At 66.9% G+C, this 26,828-nt stretch carries 26 protein-coding genes; 5 read left to right on the top strand and 21 right to left on the bottom strand.

Going from position 1 to position 26,828, the window contains the following annotated elements:
- Window positions 1-12: 12 nt before the first annotated feature.
- Window positions 13-288 carry a hypothetical protein gene (locus BUB20358_RS01805; RefSeq protein WP_123806753.1) on the bottom strand — a complete coding sequence of 92 codons (276 nt, stop codon included), beginning with the start codon at window positions 286-288 and terminating at the stop codon, window positions 13-15.
- Between the two features lie 2 nt (window positions 289-290).
- Here BUB20358_RS01805 and BUB20358_RS01800 point away from each other — a divergent pair, with 2 nt between their 5' ends.
- Window positions 291-1,532, top strand: a complete 1,242-nt coding sequence (locus BUB20358_RS01800) for an NAD(P)/FAD-dependent oxidoreductase (RefSeq protein WP_006766335.1) — start codon at window positions 291-293, stop codon at window positions 1,530-1,532.
- Between the two features lie 44 nt (window positions 1,533-1,576).
- Here BUB20358_RS01800 and BUB20358_RS01795 read toward each other — a convergent pair whose 3' ends face one another.
- From BUB20358_RS01795 to BUB20358_RS01755, 9 genes are all read right to left on the bottom strand, one after another.
- Complete coding sequence (locus BUB20358_RS01795; RefSeq protein ID WP_006766336.1) at window positions 1,577-2,338, bottom strand: FadR/GntR family transcriptional regulator; 762 nt, start codon at window positions 2,336-2,338, stop codon at window positions 1,577-1,579.
- Between the two features lie 108 nt (window positions 2,339-2,446).
- Entirely contained in the window at window positions 2,447-3,337 is an 891-nt protein-coding gene (locus tag BUB20358_RS01790; RefSeq protein ID WP_006766337.1) for an L-fucono-1,5-lactonase, read from the bottom strand.
- Between the two features lie 100 nt (window positions 3,338-3,437).
- On the bottom strand, window positions 3,438-4,379 hold the full coding sequence (locus BUB20358_RS01785; RefSeq protein ID WP_006766338.1) for an ABC transporter substrate-binding protein: 942 nt from the start codon (window positions 4,377-4,379) through the stop codon (window positions 3,438-3,440).
- A 68-nt stretch (window positions 4,380-4,447) separates the two neighbouring features.
- The gene (locus BUB20358_RS01780; RefSeq protein WP_006766339.1) at window positions 4,448-5,485 is read right to left on the bottom strand and encodes an ABC transporter permease; all 1,038 of its coding nucleotides are present in this window, start codon (window positions 5,483-5,485) and stop codon (window positions 4,448-4,450) included.
- A 23-nt stretch (window positions 5,486-5,508) separates the two neighbouring features.
- Window positions 5,509-7,083 (bottom strand): sugar ABC transporter ATP-binding protein, encoded by a 1,575-nt coding sequence (locus tag BUB20358_RS01775; protein WP_035975360.1) that lies wholly within the window; start codon window positions 7,081-7,083, stop codon window positions 5,509-5,511.
- A gap of 20 nt (window positions 7,084-7,103) precedes the next feature.
- Window positions 7,104-7,880 carry an SDR family oxidoreductase gene (locus tag BUB20358_RS01770; protein ID WP_035974469.1) on the bottom strand — a complete coding sequence of 259 codons (777 nt, stop codon included), beginning with the start codon at window positions 7,878-7,880 and terminating at the stop codon, window positions 7,104-7,106.
- A 79-nt stretch (window positions 7,881-7,959) separates the two neighbouring features.
- Window positions 7,960-9,237, bottom strand: a complete 1,278-nt coding sequence (locus tag BUB20358_RS01765) for an L-fuconate dehydratase (RefSeq protein WP_006766342.1) — start codon at window positions 9,235-9,237, stop codon at window positions 7,960-7,962.
- 24 nt (window positions 9,238-9,261) lie between these two features.
- Window positions 9,262-10,104, bottom strand: coding sequence for an ureidoglycolate lyase (locus BUB20358_RS01760; RefSeq protein WP_006766343.1), 843 nt, complete (start codon window positions 10,102-10,104; stop codon window positions 9,262-9,264).
- A 42-nt stretch (window positions 10,105-10,146) separates the two neighbouring features.
- Window positions 10,147-10,911 (bottom strand): SDR family oxidoreductase, encoded by a 765-nt coding sequence (locus BUB20358_RS01755; protein WP_035974471.1) that lies wholly within the window; start codon window positions 10,909-10,911, stop codon window positions 10,147-10,149.
- 678 nt (window positions 10,912-11,589) lie between these two features.
- Between BUB20358_RS01755 and BUB20358_RS01750 the strand changes: the two genes are divergently transcribed.
- Window positions 11,590-11,880, top strand: coding sequence for a DUF3331 domain-containing protein (locus BUB20358_RS01750; RefSeq protein WP_006766345.1), 291 nt, complete (start codon window positions 11,590-11,592; stop codon window positions 11,878-11,880).
- Window positions 11,881-12,283: 403 nt separating this feature from the next.
- Here BUB20358_RS01750 and BUB20358_RS01745 read toward each other — a convergent pair whose 3' ends face one another.
- A complete protein-coding gene (locus tag BUB20358_RS01745) occupies window positions 12,284-12,934 on the bottom strand; it encodes an AidA/PixA family protein (RefSeq protein ID WP_158380431.1) in 651 nt (216 codons plus the stop codon).
- Between the two features lie 624 nt (window positions 12,935-13,558).
- On the opposite strand from BUB20358_RS01745, the gene BUB20358_RS01740 reads away from it, so the two are divergent.
- Window positions 13,559-13,861 (top strand): DUF4148 domain-containing protein, encoded by a 303-nt coding sequence (locus BUB20358_RS01740; protein WP_006766346.1) that lies wholly within the window; start codon window positions 13,559-13,561, stop codon window positions 13,859-13,861.
- Window positions 13,862-14,038: 177 nt separating this feature from the next.
- Here BUB20358_RS01740 and BUB20358_RS01735 read toward each other — a convergent pair whose 3' ends face one another.
- From BUB20358_RS01735 to BUB20358_RS01690, 10 genes are all read right to left on the bottom strand, one after another.
- Entirely contained in the window at window positions 14,039-15,238 is a 1,200-nt protein-coding gene (locus BUB20358_RS01735) for a TauD/TfdA family dioxygenase (protein ID WP_006766347.1), read from the bottom strand.
- Window positions 15,239-15,260: 22 nt separating this feature from the next.
- Window positions 15,261-16,217, bottom strand: a complete 957-nt coding sequence (locus BUB20358_RS01730; protein ID WP_006766348.1) for an alpha/beta hydrolase — start codon at window positions 16,215-16,217, stop codon at window positions 15,261-15,263.
- Window positions 16,218-16,242: 25 nt separating this feature from the next.
- A complete protein-coding gene (locus tag BUB20358_RS01725) occupies window positions 16,243-16,734 on the bottom strand; it encodes a thioesterase family protein (protein WP_006766349.1) in 492 nt (163 codons plus the stop codon).
- Window positions 16,735-16,737: 3 nt separating this feature from the next.
- The gene (locus BUB20358_RS01720; RefSeq protein WP_006766350.1) at window positions 16,738-17,703 is read right to left on the bottom strand and encodes an L-carnitine dehydrogenase; all 966 of its coding nucleotides are present in this window, start codon (window positions 17,701-17,703) and stop codon (window positions 16,738-16,740) included.
- A gap of 84 nt (window positions 17,704-17,787) precedes the next feature.
- Window positions 17,788-18,717, bottom strand: coding sequence for a 3-dehydrocarnitine:acetyl-CoA trimethylamine transferase CdhC (gene cdhC / locus BUB20358_RS01715; protein WP_006766351.1), 930 nt, complete (start codon window positions 18,715-18,717; stop codon window positions 17,788-17,790).
- Between the two features lie 82 nt (window positions 18,718-18,799).
- Window positions 18,800-19,753 (bottom strand): choline ABC transporter substrate-binding protein, encoded by a 954-nt coding sequence (locus BUB20358_RS01710; protein ID WP_006766352.1) that lies wholly within the window; start codon window positions 19,751-19,753, stop codon window positions 18,800-18,802.
- A 413-nt stretch (window positions 19,754-20,166) separates the two neighbouring features.
- Window positions 20,167-21,489 (bottom strand): dicarboxylate/amino acid:cation symporter, encoded by a 1,323-nt coding sequence (locus tag BUB20358_RS01705; RefSeq protein WP_006766353.1) that lies wholly within the window; start codon window positions 21,487-21,489, stop codon window positions 20,167-20,169.
- 106 nt (window positions 21,490-21,595) lie between these two features.
- On the bottom strand, window positions 21,596-22,210 hold the full coding sequence (gene leuD, locus BUB20358_RS01700; RefSeq protein ID WP_035974473.1) for a 3-isopropylmalate dehydratase small subunit: 615 nt from the start codon (window positions 22,208-22,210) through the stop codon (window positions 21,596-21,598).
- Window positions 22,207-23,625, bottom strand: a complete 1,419-nt coding sequence (gene leuC, locus BUB20358_RS01695; RefSeq protein ID WP_035974474.1) for a 3-isopropylmalate dehydratase large subunit — start codon at window positions 23,623-23,625, stop codon at window positions 22,207-22,209. Before leuC ends, leuD begins: the two co-directional genes overlap by 4 nt.
- 3 nt (window positions 23,626-23,628) lie before the next feature.
- The gene (locus BUB20358_RS01690) at window positions 23,629-24,507 is read right to left on the bottom strand and encodes an alpha/beta fold hydrolase (protein WP_035974476.1); all 879 of its coding nucleotides are present in this window, start codon (window positions 24,505-24,507) and stop codon (window positions 23,629-23,631) included.
- Window positions 24,508-24,623: 116 nt separating this feature from the next.
- On the opposite strand from BUB20358_RS01690, the gene BUB20358_RS01685 reads away from it, so the two are divergent.
- Both BUB20358_RS01685 and BUB20358_RS01680 read left to right on the top strand, forming a co-directional pair.
- On the top strand, window positions 24,624-25,514 hold the full coding sequence (locus tag BUB20358_RS01685) for a LysR family transcriptional regulator (protein WP_006766355.1): 891 nt from the start codon (window positions 24,624-24,626) through the stop codon (window positions 25,512-25,514).
- 362 nt (window positions 25,515-25,876) lie between these two features.
- Window positions 25,877-26,809 carry an MBL fold metallo-hydrolase gene (locus BUB20358_RS01680; protein WP_006766357.1) on the top strand — a complete coding sequence of 311 codons (933 nt, stop codon included), beginning with the start codon at window positions 25,877-25,879 and terminating at the stop codon, window positions 26,807-26,809.
- The last annotated feature ends 19 nt before the right edge of the window (window positions 26,810-26,828 follow it).

Here is a 26,828-nt window from a genome sequence, read left to right as displayed (position 1 = left end):
CGTCTGCGGAATTTACGTCAGCCGATCGCGAACCGGCAAATCTTCGAAACCGGGCGTTTGCGCAGTCTCCGTCATCGGCACGGTGTGCGTTGCATGAAAAGGGCTGTCGATCATGACGGCCGTCAGCGCGTGGTCGCCCGCTCCCGCATCGACATGCTCGCCACGCGTGTCCACGATCTTCGAACCCGCCGTCTCGATCCGGCACTTGTCGTATATCCTTTGCTCTAAACCCAACCGCCGTACCGAACACCAACCGCCCCACGACCCACCACCGTCTTTCACGACCATCCATGGACTTCGACGTCATCGTTCTAGGCGCAGGCATCGTCGGCGTGTCCGTCGCGCTGCATCTGCAGGATCGCGGCCGCAAGGTCGCCCTCGTCGACCGCGGCGCGCCCGGCGAAGGCACGAGCTTCGGCAACGCCGGGCTGATCGAGCGCTCGTCGGTCGAACCGTATCCGTTCCCGCGCAGCCCGTTCACGCTGATGCGCTACGCATTGAACCGCTCGACCGATCTCTACTGGCACAGCGCGTCGCTGCCCGCGTTCGCACCGTGGCTCGCGCGTTTCTGGTGGGAATCGGCGCCGCAACGACATGCGGCGGCGGCGCGCGACATGCTGCCGCTGATCGAGCGCTGCATCGTCGAGCACGACGCGCTGATCGCACGCGCCGGCGCCGGCGAACTCGTGCGCGCGAGCGGCTGGCTCGAAGCGTTCCGCACGCCGGCCGCGTTCGAGCGCAGCGTCGCGGAAGCCGGCGTCACCGCGCGGCGCCGCGGGCTCGGCATCACGCCGCTCGACGCGAACGCGCTGCTCGAACACGAACCGAGCCTCGCGCCGGGCTTCTGCGGCGCGCTGCATTGGCTCGACCCGAAAAGCGTCGTCGATCCGTCCGCGCTCGTCAAAGCGTATGCGCGGCTCTTCGAGCAAGGCGGCGGCACGCTGCTGTCGGGCGACGCCGCGAGCCTCGCCGCGCTGTCGCCGGGCTGGCAGGTCGAAACACGGAACGGCAACGTGGCCGCGCCGGCCGTCGTCGTCGCGCTCGGTCCGTGGTCCGACACGGTGTTCGGCAAGTTCGGCTACAGGATTCCGTTGCGCGAGAAACGCGGCTATCACATGCACTACGCGCCGTCCGAACGCGGCGCGCCGTCGGCGCCGATCGTCGATCGCGAGTACGGCTACGTGATCGCGCCGATGCGGCGCGGGCTGCGGTTGACGACCGGCGTCGAGATCGCGCGGCGCGGCTTGCCGCCGACCGGCGTACAGCTCGAACGCGCGGAACGCGTCGCGCGTCCGGTGTTCGGCTTCGGGGAAAGACTCGATCCGCAACCGTGGCTCGGCTTCCGGCCGTGCACGCCGGACATGCGTCCGGTGATCGGCCCGGCACCCGCGCATCGCGGGCTATGGTTCGCGTTCGGGCACAACCATCACGGCTTGACGCTCGGCCCGGTGACCGGCCGCCTGCTCGCCGAGATGATGACGGGCGACACGCCGTTCACCGACCCGACGCCGTATCGCGCCGACCGCTTCTGAACCTGCAAGCGGCACACGGATCGACGCACGGATAAAACGCGCGCTCAGTCGAGCGCGCGCCCGAAGATCCGGATCACTTCATCGAGATGCCCGGCCATCGCGCGCCGCGCGGCTTCCGGATCGCGCGCGCGGATCGCGTCGAGAATCGCGCGATGCTCAAGCTCGGACCGATGCGGCATGTCGTTCGGCATGTACAGCGATTGCAGCCGCTGAAACATCGGATCGTACTTGTGCGCGAGCAACTGCTTGATCATCAGCGCATACGCGGGGTTGTCGCTCGCCTCCGCGATGCGGATATGGAACAGCCGGTCGCCCGGATGCGTGAGCGAGCCGCTGCGGTTGTCCTCCTGGTTGCGCAGGAACGCGTCGTGAATCCCTTCGATCTGCGCATCCGAGCCGTGCTTCGCGGCGAGCGACGCGGCTTCCGGCTCGATCAGCCGGCGCGCCTGCAGCAGCGCGAACGGCGGAATCTCGGTGTCGAGATCGAGCGCGATGCCGAGCTCCGGATCGATCTCGACGATCGTAAACGGCGCGACCTTCCGATCGCGATCGACGGCCGGCGCAGCGGCCGCTTCCGGATACCGCACCTTCACGCCGTCGCCGACCCGCACGCTCACGCGCCCGCGCACCTCGAGCGCGATCAGCGCCTCGCGCACCGACGTGCGCGACACGCCGAACTGCTCGGCCAGTTCGCGCTCGGGCGGCAAATAGCTGCCCGGCGGAAAGGTGCCGGACTCGATCATCTCGCCGAGCTTGTCGGCGATCTGCTGATAGAGGCGGCGGTTCTGAATCGGCTGGATGGACATACGTCGATACGGGTGAATCGGTTGTGTTCGGGGCTGCTCGCGCTCGCGAATCGAACGACCAATCGCGTCCGACTGGCACACAAATCGCGCAAACGACCGGCGTCTATTTTATATGCGCGCTTGCGCGTCTCCCGGCACGTCGTAGCAGCGCGCGGCCGTGCCGCCCCACAGCGCGCCGCGCTCGGCCGCCGACAGCCGCGATTCGGCCCACCGCTCGACGATTGACGCGACCTCGTCGTACGACGCGGCCAGCAGGCACACGGGCCAGTCCGAGCCGAACATCAGCCGTTGCGGACCGAACGCATCGAGCGCCGCGTCGAGGCATTGCTCGACGTGCCGAACGTCCTGCGCACGCAATCCGCGCCGCCAGTCGGCTTCGGTCACGAGCCCCGACAGCTTGCACGCGACGTGCGGCATCGCGCCGAGCTCGCGCAGTTGCGTGCGCCAGCGCGCAAGCGCGGTGTCGTCGCGATCGAACGCGGCGAGCGCCGGCTTGCCCGCATGATCGAGCACGAGCCAGTGCGCGTCGTGCCGCGCGCAGAATTCGCGCACGTCGGGCAACTGCCGCTCGAACACGAGCACGTCGTATACGTAGCCGTTCGCCTGCAGCCACGCGACGCCGCGCTCGAAGCCGGGATCCGCGACGAACGCGCGCACGTCGGCTTCGTCCTGCAGCTGATGCCGAAAGCCGCGCAGCTTCGGGCTGCGCCATTCGGCGACGCGTTCGGCGAGGTCCGGCGCGCCGATGTCCTCCCAGCCGACCACCGCGGCGATGCGCGCATCGTCGCGTGCGAGCTCGAGCAGGAACGCGGTCTCGTCGCGGCCCGCGCGCGCCTGCACGGCAATCGACGCGCCAAGCGCCTGCGCATGCATCAGCGGCCGCAGCGCATCGGGCAGATAGTCGCGCGCGAGCACGTCCATCCCGGCGCCGATCCACGGATAGTCGGCCGCACGGTAACGCCAGAAGTGCTGGTGCGAATCGATACGCAGTGCACGCATGGTGTCCTCGCATTCCGTCGTCATACGTCGCCGCAGATCCGGTCGCCACGCGCCGCCGCACGCGTGCGCGGCGGCGGCGCGCGGCGCCGAATCGCGACGCTCAGTCGTACAGCACCGCCGCGATCTTCGGATCGTCGATATTGGTCTTGTCGTACCAGTAGAAGCCGGTATCGATGACCTTCGGCAGCTTCTCGCCCTTGATCGCCTTCACGGCCGCCTCGACGGTCTTGTAGCCGATGCCGATCGGGTTCTGCGTGATCGCGCCGGCCATCAGCCCGCTGCGGATCGCGTCCTTCTGCTGCTTGCCGGAGTCGTAGCCGACGATCACGACCTTGCGCTTCATCTCGCGCACGCCGTTCACGACGCCGATCGCCGATCCTTCGTTCGTACCGAACAGCCCCTTGAGCTTCGGATACGCCTGCAGGATCGACTTCGTCACTTCGGTCGACTTCAGCTGATCGCCTTCGCCGTACTGCACCGTCACGACCTGCACCTTCGGATGCGCGGACTTCATCCGTTCGAGAAAACCGTCGCGGCGATCGATGCCGGTGCGGCTCGTCTGGTCGTGCGCGACGACCGCGACCTGCCCTTCGTCGCCGATCAGCGCGGCGAGCTTGTCCGCGGCGAGCGCGGCGGCCGCCTTGTTGTTGGTCGTCGCCGTCGTCACCGGAATGTCGCTGTCGACGCCGGAGTCGAACGCGATCACCGGAATCCTGTCGGCCTGCGCCTTCTTCAGCAACGGCAGCGCGGCCTTGCTGTCGAGCGCGGCGAAGCCGATCGCGGCCGGCTTCTTCGCGATCGCGGCGGACAGCATGTCGATCTGCTTGTCGACCATCGCCTCGGTTTCCGGCCCTTCGAACGTGACCTTCACGTGGTAGTCCTTCGCGGCCTGCATCGCGCCCGACTTCACGGCCTGCCAGAACTGATGCTGGAAGCCCTTCGAAATCAGCGGGACGTACGCTTCCTGCGCGTGCGCGCCGGCCGTGATGCCCGCGGCGAACGTCAGCCCGACGATCGCGTTCAACACCTTGCTCCTGATCACTTCGCGTCTCCTTGATTTATATCCGCTGGGATACCGGCCCGGCCGGCGGTGAAGCGCAGCCTGCGCCGTCAGCGGCGTCGCCGGCGCAGGATGTCGACGTAGACGGCGAGGATGATGATCACCCCGGTCACGACCGTCTGCCACTCCTGCGCGACCGACATGATGCGCAGGCCGTTCGTCAGCACGCTCATGATGAACGCGCCGATGATGGTGCCGAGGATGCTGCCCGCGCCGCCCGACAGCGACGTGCCGCCGATCACGACGGCCGCGATCGCGTCGAGCTCGTAGCCCTGCCCGAGCGCCGGCTGCGCGGAGTTCAGGCGCGACGCGATCAGCAGGCCGGCGATCCCGCACACGGCGCCGCTGAACGTGTAGACGGCGATCTTCCATCCGTCGACGTTCACGCCGGACAGCCGCAGCGCCTCCTCGTTGCTGCCGAGCGCGAACGTGTAGCGGCCGAAGATCGTCCGGTTCAGCACGATCGACGCGCCGATCGCGACGACGAACAGGATCAGCACCGCATTCGGAATCGGCAGCGCCGGAATCAGGCTGCCGAGCAGCGAATCCTGCGCGATCGACGTGAAGCCCGGCGTGTCGTTGAAGTAGATCGGCCGCGTGCCGGAGATCACGAGCGACAGCCCCTTGAGCAGCATCATCATGCCGAGCGTCGCGATGAACGGCGGCACCTTCATCTTCGCGATCACGAACCCCGACACGCAGCCGGACAGCGCGCCGAAGCCGAGCGCGGCCGCGATGCCGAGCGGCAGCGGCATGCCCCAGTTGGTCAGCACGACGCCGGCCATCACCGCGCAGAACGTCATCAGCGTGCCGACCGACAGGTCGATGCCCGACGTGATGATCACGTACGTGCACGCGACGGCCAGCACGCCGTTTACCGCGGTCGCCTGCAGGATCGCGACGAGATTGTCGACTTCGAGAAAATTCGACGACGCGACGCTGAAGAACGCGATCAGCAGCACGAGGCTTGCGAACGCGAGCAGCTTCTGCCGCGCGGCCGGATTGAAGAAGCGGGCGCGAAGGCCCGATGCGCCGGCCGGCGTGTCGCCGGTCGCGAGGGGCGGGACGGGATGCGTATCGTTGGACATGATCGGGTAATCGTTCGTCTGAATCAGGACAGCACGGTCGACTCGCGCTGCGTCGCGAGCTGCATGATCTTTTCCTGCGTGGCTTCGGCCGCGCTCAGCTCGCCGGTCACGCGGCCTTCGCACATCACGAGGATCCGGTGGCTCATGCGCAGCACCTCGGGCAGCTCCGACGAGATCATCACGATCGCCTTGCCGTCCGCGGCGAGCGCGTCGAGCAGCTTGTAGATCTCGCTTTTCGCGCCGACGTCGATGCCGCGCGTCGGCTCGTCGAAGAACAGGATGTCGCAGTCGCGCAGCAGCCACTTCGCGATCACGATCTTCTGCTGGTTGCCGCCCGACAGCAGCCGCACCGGCTGCGCGACCGACGGGGTGCGAATCGCGAGCTGCCGCACGTACGACTGCGCGGTGTCGCGCATCGCGCGCGCGTCGAGAAACAGGCCGCGGCGCACGAAGCGGCGCATGCTCGACAGCGCGACGTTGTTCTGCACGTCCATCCCGACCGCGAGCCCGAAGTGCTTGCGATCCTCGGACAGATAGCCGATCCCGTGCGCGACCGCGTCGGCCGGCGTGCGGATCGTCACGCGCTTGCCGTGCACGCGGATCTCGCCCGCATCGACAGGATCGGCGCCGAACACCGCGCGCGCGACCTCGGTCCGACCCGCGCCCATCAATCCGGCGAAACCGAGAATCTCGCCGCGCCGCACCGTGAAGCCGACGTCGCGGATCGCGCGGCCGCGCGACAATCCGCGCACTTCGAGCGCGACGTCGTTCGCGGACGTGTCGGGCGGCGTGCGGAACTGCGTGTCGAGCTGACGGCCGACCATCATCGCGATGATCGCGTCCATCGACGTTTGCGCCATCGGCACGGTCGCGACGTACTTGCCGTCGCGCATCACGGTCACGCGATCGGCGATCTGCCGCAGCTCGTCCATCTTGTGCGAGATGTATACGATGCCGACGCCGTGCGCGCGCAAGTCGCCGATGATGCGGAACAGCTCGGCGATCTCCGCGTTGTTCAGCGCGGCGGTCGGCTCGTCCATGATCAATACGCGCGAGTCGAACGACAGCGCCTTCGCGATCTCGACCATCTGCTGCTTCGCAACGGTCAGCCGGCCGACCGGCGTGCGCGGATCGAGATCGAGCCGCATCCGCGCGAAGATCGCGGCGGCGTCGCGGTTCAGCTTGTCTTCGTCGACGAACACGCCGAAGCGGCCGCGCGGCTCGCGGCCGATGAAGATGTTCTGCGCGACGCTCAGATGGTTCATCAGGTTCAGTTCCTGATGAATGATCCCGATGCCGAGCGCCTGTGCGGCGCGCGGGTCCGCGATCTCCACCGCGCGGCCGTCCATCCGGATCTCGCCGCCGTCCTTCTGATAGACGCCGGCAAGAATCTTCATCAGCGTCGACTTGCCGGCGCCGTTCTCGCCCATCAGCGCATGCACCTCGCCCGCATGCAGATCGAAACGGCAATCGTCGAGCGCCTGCACGCCGGGAAAACGCTTGCTGACGCCGCGCAATGCGATCAGCGGCTCGCGCGCGGCCGGCTCGCCGGCGGACGTCGTCGATTCGTCGGCGTTCGGATTCGGATCGGGTTGCATCGTGTCGAACTCCGCTCGCATCAGCCGATCGCGCGATCGAGATGCGTATAGCCGCCGTCGACGAACAGCCACTGGCCGGTCGTGTGCGACGCGCGTTCGGACAACAGGAACACGGCCGTATCGGCGATTTCGTCGGCCGTCGTGAAGCGTTTGCCGAGCGGCACCTTGCCGGCGATTTCGGCGAGCTTCGCGTCGGGATCGTCGAAGCCGGCAATCCAGTTGCGGTACAGCGGCGTCATCACCTCGGCCGGAATCACCGCGTTCACGCGCACGCCGTCGTCGCGCAGCGCGACCGCCCATTCGCGCGTGAGCGCGAGCTGCGCGCCCTTCGACGCGCAGTAGCCGCTCGTGTTGCCCTGCCCCGTGACCGCCGTCTTCGACGACACGTTGACGATCGCGCCGCGCGCCGCTTTCAGATGCGGCACGCAGTAATGCGCCATCACGTAGTAGTGGATCAGATTGCGCTCGAGCGATGCGACGAACGCGTCGCGTCCCGCATCGAGCCCGACGCCATCGTTGATGCCCGCGTTGTTCACGAGCCCGTCGAGCCGCCCGAAGCGCGCGACCGTCTGCGCAACCGCGTCGCGGCATTGCGCGTCGTCCTGCAGTTCGACCGCGAACCATGCGGCCGCCGGCTGCGCGACCGTCAGCTCGCGCCAGAACGCATCGTCCGGCGCGTGGCGCGCGAACACGACCGGAATCGCGCCTTCGCCCGCCAGCCGCATCGATATCGCGGCGCCGATGCCCGACGCGCCGCCGGTCACGATCACGACCTTGTGTTGCAGCTTCAAATCCACTTCACGTCTCCGTCGTTGATATCGTCGCTGCGTGCGCGGCACACGTTGCGCTTCGCGGCGCGCCGAACCGCGCTGCGCGCTAGCCGCGGAACCGGTATTGCTCGAGCGATTCGGGCTTCATCTCGATCGAGAAGCCGGGCGCCGTCGGCGGCATGTATGCGGCGCCGCGCACGACGCACGGCTCGACGAAATGCTCGTGCAGATGATCGACGTACTCGGTCACGCGCCCTTCCTTCGTGCCGGAAATGCACACGTAGTCGATCATCGACAGGTGCTGCACGTACTCGCACAGCCCGACGCCGCCCGCATGCGGACACACCGGCAGCCCGTACTTCGCGGCCATCAGCATCACCGCGAGAATCTCGTTCACGCCGCCGAGCCGGCATGCGTCGATCTGCACGACGTCGATCGCGCCGCGCGCGATGAACTGCTTGAACAGCACGCGGTTCTGGCACATCTCGCCGGTCGCGACCTGCACCGGCGCGATCGCCTTGCGGATCTTGCGATGCCCTTCGACGTCGTCGGGACTCGTCGGCTCCTCGATGAACCACGGCCGCGCGAACGCGAGCTCGCGCACCCAGTCGATCGCCTCGTCGACTTCCCACACCTGGTTCGCGTCGATCATCAGCTTGCGGTCGGGGCCGATCACGTCGCGCGCGATCGACACGCGGCGGATGTCGTCGTCGAGATTCGCGCCGACCTTCAGCTTCACGTAGTCGAAGCCGGCGTCCACCGCTTCGCGGCACAGCCGGCGCAGCTTGTCGTCGCTATAGCCGAGCCAGCCGGCCGACGTCGTGTAGCACGGATAGCCGTCGCGCGCGAGCACCGCGATCCGCTCGGCCTTGCCGGGCGCCTGCCGGCGCAGCAGATCGAGCGCCTCGTCTTCGGTCAGGCAGTCGGTCAGGTAGCGGAAGTCGATCGTGCGCACGAGCTCCTCGGGGCTCATGTCGGCGACGAGCCGCCACAGCGGCTTGCCGACCGCCTTCGCCCACAGATCCCACACCGCGTTCACGACCGCGCCCGTCGCCAGATGGATCGCGCCCTTGTCCGGACCGATCCAGCGCAGCTGGCTGTCCGACGTCACGTGCCGCCAGAAGCGCCCCATGTCGTCGCAGATCCAGTCGAGGTCGAGGCCGACGACGAGATGGCGCATCGCGTCGATCGCCGCGCAGCAGATCTCGTTGCCGCGGCCGATGGTGAACGTGAGCCCGTGACCTTCGAGCCCGTCGCGATCGGTTTCGAGCACCACGTAGGCGGCCGAATAGTCGGGGTCCGGATTCATCGCATCGGAGCCGTCGAGCTGACGCGAAGTCGGAAAGCGCACGTCGAGGACGCGCATCGATCGAATGATAGGCATGGCGTACCGTCCGCGATAAGGGGATCAGGCCTGCACGGTGCGCTGACGCTGCTCGCCGAGCCCGTCGATGCCGAGCGTCATCACCTGCCCGGCGCGCAGATAGACGGGCGGCTTCTGCCCGAGCCCGACGCCCGGCGGCGTGCCGGTCGAGATCACATCGCCCGGCTGCAGGCTCATGAAGCGGCTCAGATAGCTGATCAGATGCGGGACGCGGAACACCATCGTCGCGGTCGTGCCGTTCTGATAGCGATGGCCGTCGACCTCGAGCCACAGCCGCAGCGCATGCGGATCGGGCACTTCGTCGGCCGTCACGAGCCACGGACCGATCGGGCCGAACGTGTCGTTGCCCTTGCCCTTGTCCCAGGTGCCGCCGCGCTCGAGCTGATATTCGCGCTCCGACACGTCGTTCACCACGCAATAGCCGGCGACGTGCGACAGCGCGTCCGCTTCGTCGATATAGCGGCCGCCCTGACCGATCACGACGCCGAGCTCGACTTCCCAATCGGTCTTCTGCGAGCCGCGCGGAATCTCGACGTCGTCGTTCGGCCCGCAGATCGCGCTCGTCCATTTGCCGAACACGACCGGTTCCTTCGGCACGTCCATCCCCGATTCCGCCGCGTGGTCCGAATAGTTGAGGCCGATGCAGATGAACTTGCCGACGCGGCCCACGCATGCGCCGAGCCGCGGCGTGCCTTCGACGCGCGGCAGCGTCGACGGATCGATGTCGCGTAGCCGCGCGAGCGATGCGGGCGTCAGCACGTCGCCGGCGATGTCGTCGACGATGCCGGACAGATCGCGGATCTGCCCTTGCGCATCGAGCAGGCCGGGTTTTTCATGGTGTTTGTCGCCAAATCTCAGCAGTTTCATGTCTTCGTTCGAACGGGAGGTAAAGGGTGAGGAGACGGCCGGTCAGTTCGACCAGCCGCCGTCGATCAGATGAATCGCGCCGGTCGTGAACGACGATTCGTCGGACGCGAGATACAACGCGAGCGCGGCGACTTCGTCCGCGGTGCCGATGCGGCCCATCGGCTGGCGCGCGACGAACGCCTGGCGCACCGCGTCGGTCGACACCTGACGCGTGCGCGCCTGCTCGGCGATCCGCTGCTCGAGCGACGGCGACTCGATCGTGCCGGGGCAGATCGCGTTGCAGCGGATGCCGCGCTCGACGAAATCGGCGGCGACCGACCTCGTCAGGCCGATCACGGCGGCCTTCGTCGTGCCGTACACGAAGCGGTTCGGCACGCCCTTCACGCTGGACGCGGCCGACGCCATGTTGACGATCGACGCGCCGCCCGCGTCGAGCATCGCGGGCAGCAGCGCGCGGATCAGCCGGTACATCGACGTGACGTTCAGATTCCACGAGAACGCCCACGCGTCGTCGTCGCAGTCGAGGATCGAGCCGTGGTGCACGTAACCCGCGCAGTTGAACAGCACGTCGAACGCCGGTTCACTCGCGGCCAGCGCGGCAACCGCACGCGCGTCCGTCACGTCGAGACGCTGCGCGGTCAGCCGGCCGCCCGCGCGTTCGGCGTCCGCCGCGAGCTGCGCGAGCGCGGCTTCGTTGATGTCGGTCGCCAGCACCTGCGCGCCTTCGCGCGCGAACCGCAACGCCGTCGCGCGGCCGATGCCCTGCCCGGCCGCCGTGACGAGCGCGCGCTTGCCCTGCAATCTCATGAGCACCTCACTGTAGAGGGCCGGCCGTCGACCGGCTGATTGGCACAAAGGACTAAAGGTCCAGCCAATCATAGGAAGCGATTCCGGATTTGTCACGAAATCGCGATTCAGTGTTTTCCCGGTGATGGAAATGCCGGCGCGCGGCAAGCGCTTGCCGCGTTGCCGCGCACATCGGTTTTTGGTCGCGTCGAATGCTCGCGCGGTTCGCGCAAAGCCAATACCGGCCTACGTCGGCGTGGTTCCGCCGCGGCCGTGCTGCGCGGCGTGCCAAGTCAACCTGACGGAAAAGTCATGTACGCGTCAGGGTGCGAACCGGATGCACGCGCGATCATCGCGTTACCGGACCGCGCTTTCGCACGTCGCACCCGTCCGCCATCCGGCGGGCGTCTCCGTCCCCCGCGACGTGCGCCGCGACTGAGCGAGCAGACACGGCCCGCGCGGCCCGCTTTGCCGCCCCGGACGCCCGCGTCCGGGGCGTTTTTGTCGATGGTTTTCACCAAAATCCGCGTGGATTGTTTCTGAATCGGCAAAAGGTAATTTGAGCCAGACAGGATGTTTTTTCAGGTCACAGACGCTTACATTTAGCGCACCACTCATGGAAACCGCTACGGATTCGCCATCGGGTAGTGACATCTACTGCCACGGCCGAAACCGCACGAGCTTTAGGAAACGGCAAAAATGAAGGCCTCCAAATCCCTGCCTGCGCTCGACTCCACCGACGTCCACGTCGAAATCCTCGAACGTTCCGATACGCTGCTCGTCGTCCGCTGGGTCGAACCCGGCCGCTGCCATTACGGCGAACAACGCTGGCGCCGCCGCTTCGCGCAACGCACCGGCACCTGTGCGCTGTCGCGCCAGGTGATCCATCGCGGCGACGAAGTATTCCGCCCCGCCGAACGGCCGGCGCCGGCCAATGCGGCCGCGATGATCTCCGCCGCCGAAGTGCTCGGCCTGTCTGGCGGCAAGTGAACCTTCCGGCCACGCATCGAAGCCGGCTGCGCCCTATGCCGATCGGGTCGCGCCGGCATGTCGCCTGTCGCATTCCCGTCGCTTGTTTCGGCGCGGCCGGTATTCAACGGCATCGGTAGCGCTGACGTTGCTGGTGCGTGAACGTTGTTCGCTCGCCGTGCACGTTCGCCATGGTGGCTGAGTCCGGTTGCCGAGCCGTTACCCGGAGAAAGCAACGTTCTCGGTCGACTACCCCCGCCTTCTTCATGCCGCGTACGTACTGCCGTCTGCCCGATCCCGGATCGGCTCAGGCATTGACATGCCCGGTTCGAAACAAAGACGTGATCGCCTGCGCAACGCAAAGCCGACAACGTGTATCGACCTTGCAGCGCAGGCTTGTCCGATTTACCTATTTATCGGCAACTCATCCTTGAGTAACGATGAACGGATCGTAGGTGTAACCGCCGCAGCCATTGCCGCCGCCGCCTCCGCCACCATGGGTGCCGTCGTTACAGTCTTGACAGTTGCAGAGGATGTTGAACGGCGTGTGGTACGTAATATTGACGCGTTGGTTATTCTGGTTACCGAATCCAGGCTTGATAACCTCGGATTCCCAGTAAGTATCGTTAATATCTTGCTGGACCAGATTGCCATTCTGATCAAAACCCCAGCTCTTTACCGTCTCGGTCTTCTTCACGGGAGTCGTAATGTACTCTTTGTACGCATCGCCGCCACTAAATACGAAGCCCCTGATCGCGGCTTGAAATGCGACGGGCGGCTCGTTCCGGCTCATTGCATCCGCAATGCCGCCCATCGACAACGACCGCATCCGCCAGCGAATCTTGTTTCGCACCTCGCCGTAGATCGAAAGCTCCGAGCCCCCTTCGTTTTGTGCATCCCGCCACGTGGTGACCATATAGATGAAGCTGCCCCCGTCACCGTTGTTGCCGACCCCCACATAATCGGAGAAGTTTACATTGTCTTTTGCGTGATTCGCCCCGTAATAGTATTTAATACGCGGTGCATCGACCAATATTGCAACGTCGATAATTGACGGCCTGAAGTTATCACTCACGATCAATCCCCAAATAAAATTTAACGACAATCTTGATAGCACAACACCCCGTGCGAGCATCACGCCACGACATATGCAAAACGAACTAAAGAAGCAACGCCATCAAGGCAAGCAAAACATACAGCAGCCCAATGGCAATGAAACCTATCGATATCAATAGGTAACGGCGTTGTATCGGAGCGACTCGGTAAAAATGCAAATGCGCGGCACATTTTCGCCGCCGGCGCATTTCTCCGGCCGACGTCTATAGCGTGCTTATTCAGATACGGTTAGTAAATACTGCTCCGCATACCGCAGGTATTCCGGCGAATCAGGCAGCAATCGAGTTTGGGAAACGGGCGTGAATGTCGGCGCGGCGCCCGAAAAGAACGGGAAGACGACGGAAGCGATGCAGCCGGGCAGCGTGCGTTCAACGAACTGACGACATTTGCCACAGGCCCGTCTTATTGCACCGATCGAAACGAAAGACGAATGAAAGGCTGAGCCGCCGCGGGACTGTTACCGATCGGTAAACAATTTATCGTCAAAATCAGCGTTTACCCTCAATCCTCCGGTGACTACCATTCGGTCAATCGCTGAAGACATGGTGTCGACGGCGAAGCCAATAAAACACCGGAGGTCATCATGAAATCGCTCGTTTATGCAGCCGTTGCCGCTACCGCGCTGTCCGCTTCGTTCGGCGCATTCGCGCAAAGCACCGTGACGCGCGCGCAAGTGCGCAACGAACTCGTTCAGCTCGAACAAGCCGGCTACAAGCCGGGCCTCGCGAGCCCGTACTACCCGAACGACATCCAGGCCGCGGAAGCGCGCGTGCATGGTGCCGACGCAAGCGGCTACGGCGCGCAGCCGGCTCCGGTCGTCCACTCGGGCGCGCCGGCCGCCGCGGCGTCGTCGAACGCACGCGACTCGATCTTCTTCGGCCAATAAGCCGACGCGCCCGCGGCAGGCGCCGCGCGTCGCGCAATGACGCCGTATCGGACGAGCCCGTCACGCGGGCTCGTTTTTTTTCGACGCGCATACCTCCGCCGCCCCGCAGCGGGTGGCTTCGCCCGGGCGCAGCGCGTCCGGGCGCTTTTTCGTCGGCGGGAAACGCAGCGCGTCCCGTCATTGCGCGGCGGACGCCGCGGGCGCAGAACGCGACAACACGCGCGAGCGCGACAGCAGCTCGTCGCGATCGACGTAGCAGCCCTGCAGATGGCGGCGCCCGGTCGATGGATCGAACGCCGTGCGCGCATGCAGCACGCGCCGGTTGTCGAATGCCCACATGTCGCCTGCGCGCAGCCGCCGTTGCACGCGAAAACGCGGCTCGCGCGCGAGCGCGAGAAACCGCCGGTACGCACGATAGACGGCCGCAACCGAGCCGGCCGGCGCATCGAGCGGCCCGCGCAGGAAGTTCGCGACACGTACCTCGGTCACGTCGCCGCGCGCATCGAGCCCGATCACCGGCGCCGAACAGCGGTAATCGCTGGTCGCGCTCTTGTTCCAGAATTCGAACGGCGTCGACGCGAGCTGCGCGAAATCGGCCGGATGCTCGCGCCGCAGCGCATCGGCGAGCGCGAAGCCGTCGACGAATACGCTGTCGCCGCCCGTTGCGTCGTTCGCGATGCAGTGCAGGAACTGCACGCCCGGCTGCAGTTCGCGCGTCGGCAGATCGGTGTGCGGCGGCAGGTTCAGCGACGTATACGCGTTGCTGTCCGGACGCGGTTTCGATTCGACGTCGAACAGCACGCCGAAATTGCTCTCGCGCACCAGCCCGACGCGACGCGCGATTTCGCCGACGCGGCCTCGCTCGGCGGGCACGCCCTCGACGAGCGTGAGCCCGGTGCGCTGCAGTGCGCGCAGCCATTCGAGCAGCGCGCCGTCGTCCTGCATCACGTCGCGCCACGCGAACACGCCGATCGCGTCGGGATCGTCGCCGGTCCATATGTGCGTGCCGTGCGCCGCATGGCGCTGCGCGCGCGACGTGTCGTCGTATGCATGCGCGCGCAACCATCCGGGCGACCACGCGCTGCGATGCCCGTCGCTCCATTCGACGTGCAACGCGCCGTCGGCGCCGTCGATATAAGCGGCGCGCGCCGCGAGATCGTCCGGCGCGTCGACGATCTCGAACACCTGCTCGCGCGTGGCCGCATGCACGCATGCGGAACACGTGCAGTTGTCGCGCAGCCAGTCGAAATGGAACGGCGATCGTCGCGCGTCGCTCCATTCGACGTCGACCGTTCCGTCTCCTATCGTCGCCGACGCGATCGCCGCGTCGACATCGAACGTCCGCCAGTCCTCGATACGGTGTTGCGCTGCCTGCATCGTTGCCTCCCGAAAATGCCCGCTACGCGTGCGGTGCGAGCAGAAACCCGCCGACCATCCGATGCATCCGCGCCGCCTGCGGGCTCGTGCGGAGCGCGCGCCAGCAGCCGTGCACCAGTCCTTCGCCGATCCAGCATCGCGCGGCGCCGCCGGCCGCGCGAATCCGTTCGACATATACGCGCGCATCGTCGCGCAGCGGATCGTGCTCCGCGCCGATCGCGAGCACCGGCGGCAGTCCGTCGAAGCGGCCCGCGGCGAGCGGCACCGACGCGCGCAGCAGCGCGTCGTCGGTCAGTTGCAGGTCGGACAAATCGCGCTGCCAGTACAGCGTGCGATAGCGATGCACATCGTCGAGCGACAGCATCGGCGCGTGCGCTTCCGTTTCGCGCGCGGGCGACTGCGGCTCGAGGCCGAGCATCGGATACACGAGCGCGATTCCGTCGGTTCCATCTTCGCCCGCATCGCGCAGCGCGGTCGCGACGGCCGCCGCGAGATTGCCGCCGGCGCTGTCGCCGGCGAGCGTCAACGGCCGCGCACACGGCCCGAACGGCCAGCGCGCGTCGCGTGCGGCACGCGTAACGGCAAGACAGTCTTCGAGCGCGGCCGGCGCACGGTGCTCGGGCGCGAGCCGATAGTCGACCGCGATCACGGCGAGCCCCGTATCGGCCGCCAGCTGCGCGACGATCGACGCGTGACTGTCGAGCGAGCCGACGACGAACCCGCCGCCATGAAAAAACAGCACAGTGCCGCGTGGCGCGCGATGCGCGCGCGCGTAGCGGCGCAGCGCGATCGCGCGGCCGTCGGGCGCATGCCACACCGCCTGTTGCTGGACGATGCCGTCCGGCAGCGTCGCGGATGTCCACGCGGCCGCGAAACGATCGTAGAGCCGACGCTGCTCGTCCGGCGAGCGCGCGGCCGCATCGGCCGGATACCCGCGCTCGACGGCGGCGACGAATGCCGCGATTTCCGGTTCGAGCATCGTGCGGCCTCCGCTTTGCGGCGCGCTAGCGGCGCGACGGCGGCAACGCAATCACGCGGCCCGCATACGCGGGCGGCGCGCAGTCGCGCTGCAATGCATGCAGTTCGGCGACGCGCGCCGCGACGTCGGCATCGAACGGCGCCGCTTTCGGCCCGTCGCGCGTGTCGACGTGCAGCAGCATCTGCTCGCTCGCCGACACCGCCGCGTCGTGCCCGGGCGCGAACAGTTCGAGATACAGATGCAGCCGCTTCGCGTCGTGCGCGAGCACGCGCGCATCGACGCGCACGTGCGCGCCCTCCTTGATCTCGTGCAGATAGTTCACGTGCGCTTCGAGCGTATAGACGGAGCGCCCCCGCTCGCGACGCGCCGCATCGTCGAGACCGATGCGGTCCAGCAACGCGTCGGTCGCGAAGCTGAAGATCAGCAGATAGAACGCATCGCGCAAGTGGCCGTTGTAGTCGACCCACTCGGGCCGCACGACGTCGCGGTAGATCGTCAACGGAGTATCGCCGGTCATTCGTCAGTCCTCGAATCGCATGCCGTGCCGCGCTTTCACCGCGGCGATCGCTTTCAGCACCTCGGTGATGCACTCGTCGCGATAGCGTTCGAGTTCCTTGATGCTGCGTGCGCCCTGCTGCTCGGCGGTGCCTTCGACGACGCGATCGATCAGCGCATCGGTCAGCGTCGGCGCGACGAGCTTCGTCCACGGCAATTCGAGCGCCGGCCCGAATTGCTGCATGAAGTGTCGCATGCCCGCATCGCCGCCCGCGAGCGTGTACGTGAGGAACGTGCCCATGAACGACCAGCGGATGCCGGCGCCGAAGCGGATCGCGTCGTCGATTTCGCCGGTCGTCGCGACGCCCTCGTCGACGAGATGCAGCGCCTCGCGCCACAGCGCTTCGAGCAGCCGGTCCGCGATGAAGCCCGGCACTTCCTTGCGCACGTGCAGCGGCCGCATGCCGAGCGCGCGATAGACGCGCATCGCCGCTTCGACCGCTTCCGGCGCGGTACGCTCGCCGCCGAGCACCTCGACGAGCGGCAGCAGGTACACCGGATTGAACGGGTGGCCGACCACGCAGCGCTCCGGATGCGTCGCACGCGCATAGAAGTCGGTCGGCAACAGCCCCGACGTCGACGACGCGATGATCGCATCGGGCTTCGCCGCGCGGCTGATCTGCTCGTGCAGCTCGAGCTTCAGCGCCTCGCGCTCCGGCGCGCTCTCCTGGATGAAATCCGCGTGCGCGACGCATGCTTCGATCGTCGGCACGAAGCGCAGCCGCGCGCGGTCCGCGCCTGGCGCGAGACCGACGCGCTCGAGCGCCGGCCACGCATTCGCGACGTTCGCGCGCAGCTGCTGCTCGGCGCCCGGTGCGGGATCCCAGACGACGACGTCGAGCCCGTGCGCGAGCGCGCGGGCCACCCACCCGCTGCCGATCACGCCGGCGCCGATCGCGGCGAACGTCTTGATGTCGGTCTTCACTGCCATGTCGATGCATCCTTCAAATCGGGGAAATCGGGCGGCGGCCGCGCTGTCGCAACGCGTCCGCCGAAACTGCGCGGCGCACGGCGCTCACGCGAACTCGGTCACCGCGCGACGTTCGAGCGGACGCTCGCCGCGTGCCGGCAGCCCGAGCTTGCGGCGGCCTTCGGCCGGCGTCAGCACGCGGCCGCCGAGCCGCTCGACGATTTCTCGCGCGCGCTCGACGAGCGTGCCGTTGGTCGCGTGCACGCCGCGGTCGAGCCACAGGTTGTCTTCGAGGCCGACGCGCACGTGACCGCCGAGCAGCATCGCCTGCGCGACCATCGGCATCTGCATGCGGCCGATGCCGAAGCCGGCCCAGTGCGCGCCCGGCGGCAGGTTGTCGACCATCGCCTTCATCGTGCCCGTATCGGCCGGCGCGCCCCACGGAATGCCGAGGCACAGCTGGAACAGCGGCGGATCGTCGAGCAGCCCTTCCTTCAGCAGCTGCTTCGCGAACCACAGGTGACCGGTGTCGAAGATCTCCAGCTCCGGCTTCACGCCGAGCTCCTGGATGCGCTTCGCGCCGGCGCGCAGCTGCGCGGGCGTCGACACGTAGATATAGTCGCCGTCGCCGAAGTTGAGCGTGCCGCAGTCGAGCGTGCAGATCTCCGGCAGCAGTTCTTCGACGTGCACGAGCCGCGTGAGTCCGCCGACGAGGTCCGTGCCCTTGCCGAAGCGCATCGGGTCTTCGCCGGGGCCGATCTCGAGATCGCCGCCCATGCCGGCCGTCAGGTTGATGATCACGTCGACGTCGGCCGAGCGGATCCGGTCGACCACTTCGCGGTACAGGCTCGGATCGCGGCTGCCGCGGCCCGTGTGCGGATCGCGCACATGACAATGCGCGACGGTCGCGCCGGCCTTCGCGGCTTCGATCGCGGCGGCCGCGATCTCCTTCGGCGTGACCGGAATCGCCGGATGCTTGCCGACCGTATCGCCCGCGCCGGTCACGGCGCAGGTGACGATGACTTCATGATTCATGCTGTTTGCCTCGCTTGCTCGAATCGTGGGGGGTTGCGTGGCCGACCAACGGCCGGCGTGCGTCGGACCGCGCGGTGCGTCGTCACAGGCCGAGATACGCCTTCACGGCGGGCAGCCCGTCCTTGCCGTCGAACGTCTTGACGCCGGCGAGCCACGGATCGAGCACCTGCGGATTCTTCTTCAGGTACGCCTTCGCGGCGTCGGACGGCTTCGTCTTGTTCATCACCGCCTGCATCAGCTGGTTCTCGAGCTGCGTCGTGAAGCGCAGGTTCGTGATCAGCTTCCCGGCGTTCGGGCAGCGCGCGAGGAAGTCGGGCGCGGTCAGCGTGTACACGCGCGCTTCGCCGTAGTTCGGGCCGAATGCCGCGTCGCCGCCGGACAGGTAGTTCATGCTGAGCTGGATGTTCATCGGGTGTGGCTCCCAGCCGAGGAACACGACCCACTTCTTGTCGCGGATCGCGCGCTCGACGGTGACGAGCATCCCGGCCTCGCTCGACTCGACGAGCTTGAAGCCGCCGAGTCCGTACTGATTCGTATCGATCATCTTCTGGATCGTCGCGTTCGCGCTGCTGCCCGGCTCGATCCCGTAGATCTTGCCGTCGAGCTCCGCGCGATGCTTCGCGATGTCGTCGAAGGTCTTCAGGCCGGCCTGGTATGCGTAGCTCGGCACCGCGAGCGTCGCTTTCGCGCCGGACAGGTTCGGCGGCTCGACGACGTTGATCGATTTGCTGTCGAGGAACGGCTGCAGCTGCTTCTGCTGCACGGGCCACCAGTAGCCGAGCGACACGTCGAGCTGCTTGCTCTTCAGGCCGGCGAACGAGATCGGCACCGACGCGATCGTCGTGGTCGGCCGGTAGCCGAGCGCCTCGAATACCGTCGACGCGAGCGCCGTCGTCGAAGTGATGTCGGTCCAGCCGATGTCGGCGAAACGCACGTTGCGGCAGCTCGCGGCATCCGATTCGGCCTGCGCCGCGCCCGCGAACGCGCCGGTCGCCAGTATGGCCGCGGCAAGCGCGGCGATCTTCGTCGACTTCATGGTCTCTCCCGGTTGGACCGATGCGGTCGGCACGCGGGCTGCGCGCCGGCCTGCATCGTGGGCTCAAAAGTAACGAGCCATATTGGCCACGAGAAGACCGGCGGCGACCTGTTCTTGACTATTTGCGACTATGAGTGGAAACCACTAGGTTTTGCCGGATGCCTGCTGGGCGGTCGTTTCACGGCGATTTTCGCGGGGACGGGTTTGTCCGGATGCGGCGTTATCTGAACCAGGCCCGACGCACGCGTTCGTCGCGCCACGTTCGGGCGGATGCGGATACGTGCGTCGCGGGCCCGGAGCGCGGTTGCCGGCCGTTCGACGCACGCCGCTCGCCGGCCGGCATCGCCGGGCGACGCCTGCAGCCGACATACGAGCCGCCGGCCGGCGCGCGCCGGCCGAGCACGTCGCAATGCTCAGCCGCGATCGACCGCGGCCGTTTCGCGCACCGTCGACGGCCTCGGATCGTGTCGGCCGCGTTTGCCGTCGCTCAACGCGATCGCGAGCCTCGTTCGATCCAGCCCGCCTTCCCACGCCGATATCACGATCGCCGCGACGCCGTTGCCGATGATGTTCGTCAACGACCGGCATTCGGACATGAACCGGTCGATGCCGAGAATCAGCACCATCGCGCTGACGGGCACGGTCGGCACGACGGACAGGCTCGCCGCGAGCGTGATGAAGCCCGCGCCCGTCACGCCGGTCGAGCCCTTCGACGTGAGCATCGTGACGAGCAGCAGCGTGACTTCCTGCGCGAACGACAGATGCGTGTTGGTTGCCTGCGCGAGAAACAGCACCGCGAGCGTCATGTAGATGTTCGTGCCGTCGAGATTGAACGAGTATCCGGTCGGCACGACGAGCCCCACGACGCCGCGCGGGCAGCCGAGCCGTTCCAGCTTGTCCATCAGCTGCGGCAGCGCCGCTTCGGACGTCGACGTGCCGAGCACGATCAGCAGCTCGTCGCGGATATACGCGAGAAACCGCAGCAGCCTGAACCCGCACAGACGCGCGACGGCGCCGAGCGCGACGGTCACGAACAGGAACGCGGTCAGGTAGAACGTGCCGATCAGCTTCAGCATCGGCAGCAGCGACACGATGCCGTAGCGGCCTATCGTGAACGCCATCGCGCCGAACGCGCCGATCGGCGCGAGGCTCGTCACCATCCCGACGATGCGGAAGAACGCTTTCGACAGGATCTCGATCGATCGCGTGACGGGCGCCGCGGGCTCGCCGATCAGCACCAGCGCCGTACCGAACAGCATCGCGATCAGCAGCACCGGCAGGATGTCGCCGTGAACGAGCGCGCCGACGAACGTTTCGGGTATCACGTGCGCGATGAACCCGGCGAGCCCGTCGCCATGCGCGGCCTGCGCCGCATAGCTCGACACCGCGCGCGCATCGAGCGTCGACGGATCGACGTTGAAGCCTTCGCCCGGCGCGATCACGTGCGCGGCGAGCAGACCGATCGCCAGCGCGAGCGTGGACGCGACTTCGAAATAGATCAGCGCCTTGCCGCCGACGCGACCGACCTTCTTCATGTCCTGCATGCCGGCGATGCCCGTCACGACCGTGCAGAAAATCACCGGCCCGATCACCATCCGCACGAGCTTGATGAACAGATCGCCGAGCGGTTTCAGGAGCACCGCGGCATCCGGTGCGAAATGACCGAGCAGCACGCCGCCGACGATCGCCGCCAGCACCTGCACGTAGAGAATCCGGTAGAACGGTTTGCGCTGCATATGTCTCCTCCATTTTTCGACGCAAAGCGATGCCGTCCTTCTTCGTGCGGAAGGAAATCGGCGTCGCTGACAACGGGAACCGCCGCGGTGCGCAGCGAATGCGCGCTTACATCACCTGCGCCCACGGATGCCGCGCGAAATGCCGCGCTTCGAACGCATCGATCGCGGCGACGGCATCGAGCGTGAGATCGACGGTATCCATGCCTTCGATCACCATCCGCTTGTGGCGCGCGCCGAGCGGATACGCGTAGCGCCGTCCCGATGCGCTCGTCACCGTCTGACGCTCGAGATCGATCGTCATCGCGGCGCCCGGCGTGTCGATCGCGTCGCGCATCAGCGCATCGACCGCGTCGCGCTCCAGTTGCACGAGCAACAAGCGGTTGTTCATCGCGTTCGAATAGAAGATCTCCGCGAAGCTCGGCGCGATCACCGCCTGAAAGCCGTATTGCTGCAAGCCCCATACCGCATGCTCGCGGCTCGATCCGCAGCCGAAGTTCGCACCGCCGATCAGGATGCGCGCGTTCGCATACTCGCCGCGGTTCAGCACGCAGTCGGCGCGGCGCTCGCCGCGCGCGTCGAAGCGCAGGTCGTACAGCAAGCCGTCGGCGAGCCCCGCTTTGTCGATGATGCGCAGGAACTGCTTCGGCATGATCTGGTCGGTGTCGAGGTTGTCGATCGGCAGCGGCGCGGCGCCGCCTTCGATGATCGTGAGTCGCGTCATGATGCGTGTGCCTCCAGTTGCCGGACATCGGTGATGCAGCCGGTCAGCGCGGCGGCCGCCGCCATCGCCGGGCTCATCAGATGCGTGCGGCCGCCGCGCCCCTGGCGGCCTTCGAAATTGCGGTTGGTGGTAGACGCGCATCGTTCTCCGGCGTCGAGCACGTCGTCGTTCATCGCGAGGCACATCGAGCAGCCGGGCTCGCGCCATTCGAAGCCCGCATCGATCAGCGTCTTCGCGATGCCTTCCCGTTCGGCCGCGCGGCGCACGCTGCCCGAGCCCGGCACGACCATCGCGCGCACGCCGGTCGCGACACGCTTGCCGCGCACGATCGCGGCGACCGTGCGCAAGTCCTCGATGCGTCCGTTCGTGCACGAGCCGATGAACACGCGGTCGATGCGCGTGCCGGCCAGCGGCCGGTTGGGCGCGAGTCCCATGTAGTCGAGCGCGCGGCGCAGCGACGCGGCCGCTTCGGGCGTCGGTTGCGCGGCCTCGTCGGGAATCGGCTGATCGATGGCCACCGCCTGATCGGGACTCGTGCCCCACGTGACGAACGGCGCGATGTCGCGCGCATCGAAACGGTGCTCGACGTCGAAGCGCGCGGCTGCGTCGGAATGCAGGCCGCGCCAGTCGCCGAGCGCGGCTTGCCATTGCGCATCGTCGAGCGAACGCGCATGCGCGCGCACGTAGTCGAACGTGGTCGCGTCCGGCGCGATCAGCGCCGCGCGCGCGCCGGCTTCGACGGTCATGTTGCACAACGTCATCCGCGCTTCGGCCGACAGCGCGTCGATCGTCGAGCCCGCGAATTCCACCGCATAGCCGCGCGCGCCTTGCGCGCCGATCCGGCTGACGATCCAGATGACGACGTCCTTCGCCGACGTGCCGTATGGAAGCGCGCCGTCGATCGTGATGCGCATCGTCCGCGCGAGCCGGTAGACGAGCGTTTGCGTCGCAAGCACATGCTCGACCTCCGACGTGCCTATGCCGAAGCCCAGCGCGCCGAGCGCACCGTAAGTCGTGGTGTGGCTGTCGCCGCAAAGCACGACCATGCCCGGACGAATCAATCCCAGCTCCGGCGCGACGATGTGCTCGATGCCCTGCAGCGGATCGTTTTCGGCGAGAAGCCGGATGCCGGCTCGCTCGCAGTTCCGCGCGAGATTGCGTGCCTGCAGCAGCGACGCCGCGTCGCGAATCACGCGCGGCGATTCCGCATGCGTCGGAATGATGTGGCTCACGACCGCGAGCTGCTGCCGCGGACGCCGCACCGCGCGGCCGCGTGCGTCGAGCGCGCTGAACGCTTGCGGGCTGGTGTACTCGTTCATCAGATGCAGATCGACGTACAGCAGCACGTTATGGTCGTCGATACGCGCGACGGTGTGCGTGTCGACGAGCTTCCGGTAAAGGGTTCGGTCGGACATGGATTACTCGGTGAGAAAAGGCAGCACGCGTTCGAGCAGTTGCTCCGGCGCTTCCTCGGGAATGTAGTGGCCGCAGCGCAGCGCGCCGCCGATCACGTCCGGCGCGTACGCGCGCCACTCGGCAAGCGGATCGAAGCATTGCTCGATCACGCCGTGCGCGCCCCACAACGCCATGAACGGACAGCCGATCCGCTGCTGCGACGCGAGCGTCGCACGGTCGTGCTCGAGGTCGATCGTCACGCTCGCGCGGTAGTCCTCGCAGATGCCGTGCGCCGTGTCGGGATCGGACAGACAACGCAGATACGCCGCGTACGCGTCGGCCGTGAACGGCGCGAGGCCGGCGCTGCGCGCGCCGATCGTCTGCTTCAGATAGAGATCGGGGTCGGCGCGAATCAGCGTCTCGGGGAACGGCGCCGGACGGACGAGCATGAACCAGTGCCAATACGCACGCGCGAAGTCGAACGACGTTTGCTCATACATCGCGAGCGTCGGCGCGACATCGAGCGTCACGAGGTGCGTGACCGCATCCGGATGATCGAGCGCCATGCGCGCCGCGACGCGTCCGCCGCGATCGTGGCCGATCACCGCGAAGCGCCGATGGCCGAGACCGCGCATCAGCTCGACCTGATCGAGCGCCATCCGGCGCTTCGAATAATTCGCGTGGTCGGCCGCGCCCGGCGGCTTGCCGCTGTCGCCGTAGCCGCGCAAGTCGGCGGCGATCACGGTGAAATGCTCGGCCAGCGTCGGCGCGACCTTGTGCCAGATCGCGTGCGTCTGCGGATGGCCATGCAACAGCAACAGCGCGGGACCGCGCCCGCCGCACACGGCGTGAATAGGTACGTCGTCGACGGTCGCCGACACGTTTCGGAAGCCTTCGAACATGGTTGTCTCCTGATCGCGATTCGAGTCTAATTGATGAATCAAGCGATATGGTTTCCTTGAATTCATTCCGGTCGTAACTTTCAGGAACCAATCGGCGAGCGACACGGAGCATCGGGATGGACAGTTTTTCGGACCTGGATTTATTCGCGCTGGTGGCGCGCCATCGCAATCTGGCCGCGGCCGCACGCGAGCTCGGCGTGACGCCGCCCGCGGTCAGCAAGCGGCTGGCGCAACTGGAAAAGCGCCTCGGCGTGCGGTTGATGAACCGCACGACGCGGCGCCTGAGCCTCACGCCGGAAGGCGAGCTCTACCTGTCGAACGGCTTGCGCATTCTCGACGAGTTGTCGGAGCTCGAACATCTCGTCACGCAAAGCCGCGGCGAGCCGACCGGCCTGCTGCGCGTGAATGCGTCGTTCGGGTTCGGCCGCGCGCGTGTCGCACCCGCGGTGTCGGCGTTCGTCGCGCGCTACCCGGCGATGAAGATCCTGCTGCATCTGACGGACCGGCCGGTCAGCCTGCAGGACGAGGGTTTCGACGTCGGCATTCGTTTCGGCGAAGTGCCCGATGCGCGGATCAACGCGCGGCTCCTTCTCGCCAACAGGCGACTGGTATGCGCATCGCCCGACTACGTCGCGCGACACGGCGCGCCTTCCGTGCCGCACGATCTGACGCGGCACGCGTGCATCGTGCTGCGCGAGAACGAGTCGGCTTACGGCACGTGGCATTTCACGCGCGGCAAGCGCACGGAGACGGTCAAGGTCGACGGCGCACTGTGCAGCAACGACGGCGGCATCGTGCTGCATTGGGCGCTCGACGGTCACGGGATCGTCGTGCGCTCGCAGTGGGAAATCGCCGACCATCTCGCGAGCGGCGGTCTCGTGCCGCTGCTGTCCGACTGGTCGCTGCCGGATGCGAACATCCACGCGGTCTATCTCGAGCGCAACCAGCTTTCCGTCAAGCTGCGAACGTTCGTCGACTTTCTCGGCGAGTATCTGCGCAAGCACTGATCGGCGGCACGTCTGCCGGAGGCCGCGACGCGATGCGACGGCTGCATGCTGCGGTCGTCGTCTCGTCCGCGATCGACGCATCGAGCCGCGCACACGTCGCGCAGCGATCGAACATCGATTCCCGAATCTGCATCTTCAACGTCGTCGTCAATAACAACGCCCCGCCGCGCTTCGCGGCATGCGCGGCCGCGCGCGTCCGTCTCGCCGCGCGTTCGCCGCCGATTGTTGCCGCGCCGACAACACAATGAAGGCCTTCGCGGCGCTATTGACGCACGAAGCCGCTCACTACAATCCGTCACACGATCGATCGAACCCGGGCGCCCCGTCACGCTTGCTCCATCCAACCGACAGGACCATCGAAAATGAGCGAAACAATCCGCAATGTGCAGCCCGTCGTCGTCAACCTCGGCAAAGAAGGGGCGGGCGAACTCGTCCCGTCCCGCTACGCGGTCCGCATCGGCGACGTCGACGTCGTGCTGATCAGCGACGGCGTTCTGCCACTGCCGACGTCCACCATGTCGACCAACGTCAGCGAAGCGGACCGCAACGCGTGGTTCGACGGCCGCTTCCTGCAGCGCGACATGTTCGACTGGGCGTTGAACGTCGCGCTGGTGCGCAGCGGCGACCGGCTGATCCTGATCGACTCGGGCGTCGGCGACGGTTTCGAATACTTCACGCGCGCCGGTCAGTCGATGATGCGGCTGGAATCGGCCGGCATCGATCTGGCAGCGATCACCGACATCGTGATCACGCACATGCACATGGATCACGTCGGCGGACTGAACCTGGACGGCGTCCAAGGCAAGCTGCGTCCGGACGTGCGCATTCACGTGTCGGCCGCCGAAGTCGAGTTCTGGAAGAATCCGGACTTCAGCAAGACGGTGATGCCCGAAGCGGTGCCGCCCGCGCTGCGCGACGCGGCCGCCCGGTTCGCGAAGCGCTACGCCGAAAACATTGTGCAGTTCGACCGGACCGTGCAGGTGGCGCCCGGCGTATCGGCGCGCGTGACGGGCGGACATACGCCTGGGCATTGCGTGGTGGACGTCGCATCGAACGGCGAGAAGCTGACGTTCGTCGGCGACGCGATCTTCGAAGTGAACTTCGACCACCCCGACTGGCAGAACGGCTTCGAGCACGATCCGCAAGCGTCCGTCGACGTGCGCATCGCGCTGCTCGAAGAAGCGGCCGACACCGGCGCGCTGCTTGCCGCCGCGCATGTCGCGTTTCCGTCCATCGGTCACATCGCCAGGAACGGCGACGGCTTTCGCTTCGTGCCGGTGCTGTGGGATTACTGAACGAAGCGCGGTGCGCGAT

The organism is Burkholderia dolosa, from assembly GCF_902499135.1.
GTDB lineage: Bacteria > Pseudomonadota > Gammaproteobacteria > Burkholderiales > Burkholderiaceae > Burkholderia > Burkholderia dolosa.
The sequence above is the reverse complement of the archived record's forward strand: the minus strand, read 5'-3'. Positions and strand labels throughout refer to the sequence as shown.